Here is a 309-nt window from a genome sequence, read left to right as displayed (position 1 = left end):
ACGACGGTCGTGACTACGGCGGGAGGTCTTGCCGTCGATCGCGATGACCTCCGGAACATCAGTACGCAACCCGTCCACCCAGGCCAGGAAACAGCTTTTGAACAACTCGGGATCGATCGCCGCGATCACGTCGCACAACGTGTCGTGGCTCGGGATGCTCCGCTCATAGGGCAGGAAACGGCGGAGAAAATCCTGATGCTCGCTGCCCCACAGGCCGATCTCGACGAAATCGTCGGCGCCGGCGATCGTGGCGCAGAGCATCAGCAACAGGATTTCATCCAGCGGATACAGCACCTTCGTCGCCTGGCG

Annotated in this window: 1 protein-coding gene; it reads right to left on the bottom strand. The window is 61.5% G+C overall.

The genetic code is table 11. The features are described from left to right. On the bottom strand, window positions 1–309 hold a 309-nt coding region (locus tag GSQ89_RS18080; protein ID WP_158927768.1), incomplete at both ends, for an ISAs1 family transposase.

Source organism: Acidisphaera sp. S103, from assembly GCF_009765975.1.
Taxonomy (GTDB): Bacteria; Pseudomonadota; Alphaproteobacteria; order Acetobacterales; family Acetobacteraceae; genus Rhodopila.
Note: the sequence above shows the minus strand (reverse complement) of the source record. Positions and strands in the feature narration are given on the sequence as shown.